5 protein-coding genes are annotated in these 3,907 nt (G+C 63.5%); 2 read left to right on the top strand and 3 right to left on the bottom strand.

Features of this window, described 5'->3' with window-relative positions; all coding sequences use genetic code 11:
• A partial coding sequence (locus tag VIM98_RS03200; RefSeq protein ID WP_331991649.1) for a type ISP restriction/modification enzyme occupies nt 1-435 on the top strand: 435 nt, incomplete at its 5' end.
• A gap of 65 nt (nt 436-500) precedes the next feature.
• On the opposite strand, the gene VIM98_RS03195 is transcribed toward VIM98_RS03200, so the two are convergent.
• Entirely contained in the window at nt 501-854 is a 354-nt protein-coding gene (locus VIM98_RS03195) for a hypothetical protein (protein WP_331991648.1), read from the bottom strand.
• A gap of 171 nt (nt 855-1,025) precedes the next feature.
• Here VIM98_RS03195 and VIM98_RS03190 point away from each other — a divergent pair, with 171 nt between their 5' ends.
• A complete protein-coding gene (locus VIM98_RS03190; RefSeq protein ID WP_331991647.1) occupies nt 1,026-1,391 on the top strand; it encodes a hypothetical protein in 366 nt (121 codons plus the stop codon).
• 226 nt (nt 1,392-1,617) lie between these two features.
• On the opposite strand, the gene istB is transcribed toward VIM98_RS03190, so the two are convergent.
• Together istB and istA are read right to left on the bottom strand one after the other, a co-directional pair.
• Nucleotides 1,618-2,406, bottom strand: a complete 789-nt coding sequence (istB, locus tag VIM98_RS03185) for an IS21-like element helper ATPase IstB (RefSeq protein ID WP_331991646.1) — start codon at nt 2,404-2,406, stop codon at nt 1,618-1,620.
• On the bottom strand, nt 2,399-3,907 hold a 1,509-nt coding region (gene istA / locus VIM98_RS03180), incomplete at its 5' end, for an IS21 family transposase (RefSeq protein WP_331991645.1). The genes istB and istA, both read right to left, overlap by 8 nt.

The following is a 3,907-nucleotide window of genomic DNA, read 5'->3' as shown; positions in this document are numbered from 1 at the left end:
GCCTTCTCCCGGGCCGGCCGCAAGCTGGCCGAGCTGCATCTGAACTACGAGAGCGTCGAGCCTTACCCGCTGAAGATCGACAGCGCCGGCAAGAAGCTCACCGACGCCGACTACCGCGTCGAGAAGATGCGCTACGGCAAGAAGGGCAAGGACAAGGACCTGACGACTCTGCACTACAACGACAGGATCACTTTGACCGGCATCCCACTGGAAGCCTACGACTACGTGGTCAACGGCAAACCGGCTCTGGACTGGGTGGTCGAGCGTCAGAGTGTCAAGACGGACAACGACAGCGGCATAGTCAACGACGCCAACGACTGGGCCGTCCAGACCATGGGCAACGCGCGCTATCCGATGGAGCTGTTTCAGCGTGTGGTGACAGTCAGTCTAGAGACGATCAAGGTGGTGAAGTCGCTGCCCAAGCTGGAAATATAGGCAGGGGCGACCCGCTCTACGTTGCCGCGCGCTCGATCGTCGCGGGGTAACTGGCGGGCAACTTCCTAGTCGTGCATCCCGGCGTCGATCGCGCAGGCGGGCGCAGCAGCCGGCGCGTCGCGATACAGCCGCAAGAATCTAAACATCTTCGGCCACTCCGTCCGCGGCTTGAAGACAATCGCCACCTGTTGGTCGCCGAGGGCAGATTCGGTAAGGACGACGTGATCCTCGACCGTCTTTGCGCGTTCGAACTCCTGCGGCGTCACCTTGCACACCGCCTTGAAAAATGGGCCCTCCAGCCAGGCAGCGACCTCCGGCGTGTCCCGAAACTTCAGGTATCCCGCGAGGGAAGCGTGCGCCACCGCAACCATGGCAAAGCCCAGCGGGATGTCGTCTCGAACTAGGATGTACATCTTCATGGTCGAAGGTTCTCCGTGGCCGGCCGCGCCGCCAGCGTATCCGGTCGACCGCTGAGCGACAAAACTCATAGGCGTATGCCTGCACGGATCGCCTATCTATCAATTCGGATGAGCAGCTGTACGCTAGGCAAGCTCATGCAGCAATAGCGCTGCCGCAACCCTGGAAGCCCTTTGCGGTTCAACACGATGGACAACTCCTCGCTAATTGACTTGGTTCGCCGCGGAGAGGTGAGTTTTGAACGCCTCGTAGAGGTCTTGTCCGATCGCGGATATGTGACCGAGCATGATCGGGATCAGAAATGTCGCCTCGGTGCGACATCGATTGAGCGAGCGCAGCAGGAGCAGTTTGATGCTCTCTTCGAGTTCTTCTATCCAGGTCAGTCGAACAATGTGCAACTGTCAAGACTGGCCACGGACAGGGGCGGACAAATCAGCGGTGCATTCTCGTACGCGTTGTTCAACACTAACGTCGTAAGTCGAGAACGGATGCGTTGCATCCTCGTTGAGCTGAACAAGGTGCATCAGCAGCCGCTGTAGCGATAAGGTGCGCGAATCGCTGTCGCGGAGGCGCACCCAGGCGACGAGGTGCCCAAGCAGGTGGCCGAAGACGGCTGCTCCGACAATGTCATCAAGTCGTATCAGGCTGCGGCGCGCCGGCACGCCTTGTCGCCCCTGCCCACCCTGTTTGCCTGTTGATTCCCGCGCGATCCTGACCCACCGTTTCCATCCAATCTTGACCCACCCTTGTTCGAGCCGTTGAGGCTCAGGCTGTGGGTAACTTCTTGGTCTTGGACTCCTTCTTGATGGGCTGCGCGGAACTGTTCTTGAACCGGTAGCTCTCGTTGCCGGTTTCAAGGATATGGCAGTGGTGCGTGAGACGGTCCAGCAGCGCCGTCGTCATCTTGGCGTCGCCGAAGACGGTGGCCCATTCGCTGAAGCTCAGGTTCGTTGTGATGACGACGCTGGTGCGCTCGTAGAGCTTGCTCAGCAGGTGGAAGAGCAGCGCGCCGCCCGAGGAGCTAAACGGCAGGTAGCCGAGCTCGTCGAGGATCACCAGGTCCATGTGAGCCAGCCGGTGCGCCATCTGGCCGGTCTTGTTGTTCAGCTTCTCCTGCTCCAGCTGGTTCACAAGCTCCACCGTGGAGAAGAAGCGCACCCGTCGCCGGTGATGCTCTAGGGCCTGCACGCCGATGGCGGTGGCCAGGTGGGTCTTGCCCGTACCCGGCCCGCCGACCAGCACGACGTTCTCCGCCCGGTCCATGAACTCGCCGCGGTGCAGCTGTTTCACCAGCGCCTCGTTCACCTCGCTGTGCGCAAACTCGAAGCCAGCCAAGTCTCGGTAAACCGGGAACTTGGCCTGCTTGAGCTGGTACGCGACGGCACGCACCTCCCGCTCGGCGGACTCGGCCTTGAGCAGCTGGGCCAGGAAGGGCTGTGCGGCTTCAAAGGCTGGCGCGCCTTGCTCGGCCAGGTCACCCACGGCCTGCGCCATGCCAAACATCTTGAGCTCGCGCAGCGCGGTCATGAGCCCGTTGGTTGCTGAGTCACGCATTGCGGACCTTCCTTTCTTCGCGCAAGGCGTCGTAGCGGTTCACGTTGGCCTGAGGCTCGTTGGTCAAGCGCAGCGCGTGCGGGGCATTCACCGGTGGTGGCTCGGTCTTCCCGTCCACCAGCCGGTGCAGCACGTTGAGCACATACATCTTGGTCGGCACGCCGACCTCCAGGGCCAGCTCGACGGCGGCCAGCACCGCCTGCTCCTCGTGGTGCAGGACCAGCGCCAGGACGTCGACCATCTCTCGGTCACCGCCCGGCTTCTTGAGCAGCTCGGCCTGCAGCCGCTTGAAGGCCTGCGGCAGCTCGACAAACGGCGCGCCGTTGCGCAGCGCGCCGGGCTTGCGCTGCAGCACCGCCAGGTAGTGCCGCCAGTCGAAGATCGTCTTGCCGAGCGTGTCGTGCCGGCGGTCGATGAACCGCTGGTGCTCGCAGATGATGTTGCCCTCGGCCGCGACGACGAGCCGGTCTGCGTAGACGCGCAGGCTCACCGGCCGGTTGGCGTACGATGCCGGCACGCTGTACCTCGTGCGCTCGAAGGTGACTAGGCAAGTCGGCGAGACGCGCTTGGTGTGCTCGATGAAGCCGTCGAAGGGGCGCGGCAGCTGCATCAGCAGCGGTCGCTCGTCCTGCCAGGCGTCGTGCACGGTGCCGGGCAGCTTGCCGTGTGAGATATCGGCCCACAGCGCCTTGCAGCGCTCCTCCAGCCAGACGTTGAGCGCGTCCAGCGACGGGAAGGCCGGCACGGGTTGCCAGAGCCGGTGCCTGGCGTCGCGCACGTTCTTCTCGATTTGGCCCTTCTCCCAGCCCGAGGCCGGGTTGCAGAACTCGACCTCGAAGAGATAGTGGCTGACCATCGCGGCGAAGCGCGCATTGACGTCGCGCGCCTTGCCGCTCAGGACCTTGTCCACGGCGGTCTTCATGTTGTCGTAGATGCCGCGCTTGGGCACGCCACCAAACACGCGGAAGGCGTGGTTGTGTGCGTCGAACAGCATCTCGTGGGTCTGCAGCAGGTAGGCCCGGATGTAGAAGGCCCGGCTGTGGCTGAGCTTGAAGTGCGCCACCTGCAGCTTGGTGCGCTCGCCACCGAGCACGGCCCAGTCCTCGCTCCAGTCGAACTGGAAGGCCTCGCCGGGCTCGAAGACCAGCGGCACGAAGGTGCCGCGGCCCGTGGTCTTCTGGGCTTCCTGGCGCTTGAGCGCCCAGTCCCGCGCGAAGGCGGCCACGCGGTTGTAGGAGCCGTCGTAGCCGAGCTCCATGAGCTCGGCGTGCATCTGCTTCAAGGTGCGCCGCTGCTTGCGGTTCTTGCCGGACTCGGTCTTGAGCCACTGGGCCAGCTTCTCCGCGAACGGATCAAGCCGGCTGCGGCTCTCGCGCTTGGCGTACGACGGCTCCTTGTCGTCGCTGCGCAGGTACTTCCGGATGGTGTTGCGAGACAGGCCGGTGCGTCGAGCTATCTCTCGGATGGACAACTGCTCACGCAGGGCCCATCGCCTGATGAC

This window comes from Dyella sp. (genome assembly GCF_036568765.1).
In the GTDB taxonomy this organism is placed as follows: domain Bacteria; phylum Pseudomonadota; class Gammaproteobacteria; order Xanthomonadales; family Rhodanobacteraceae; genus GSA-30.
Note: the sequence above shows the minus strand (reverse complement) of the source record. Positions and strands in the feature narration are given on the sequence as shown.

Bases quoted from the DNA above. Each gene is read 5' to 3' on its own strand.
- VIM98_RS03195 (WP_331991648.1), bottom strand. From the start codon at position 854: ATGAAGATGTACATCCTAGTTCGAGACGACATCCCGCTGGGCTTTGCC.
- istB (WP_331991646.1), bottom strand. From the start codon at position 2,406: ATGCGTGACTCAGCAACCAACGGGCTCATGACCGCGCTGCGCGAGCTC.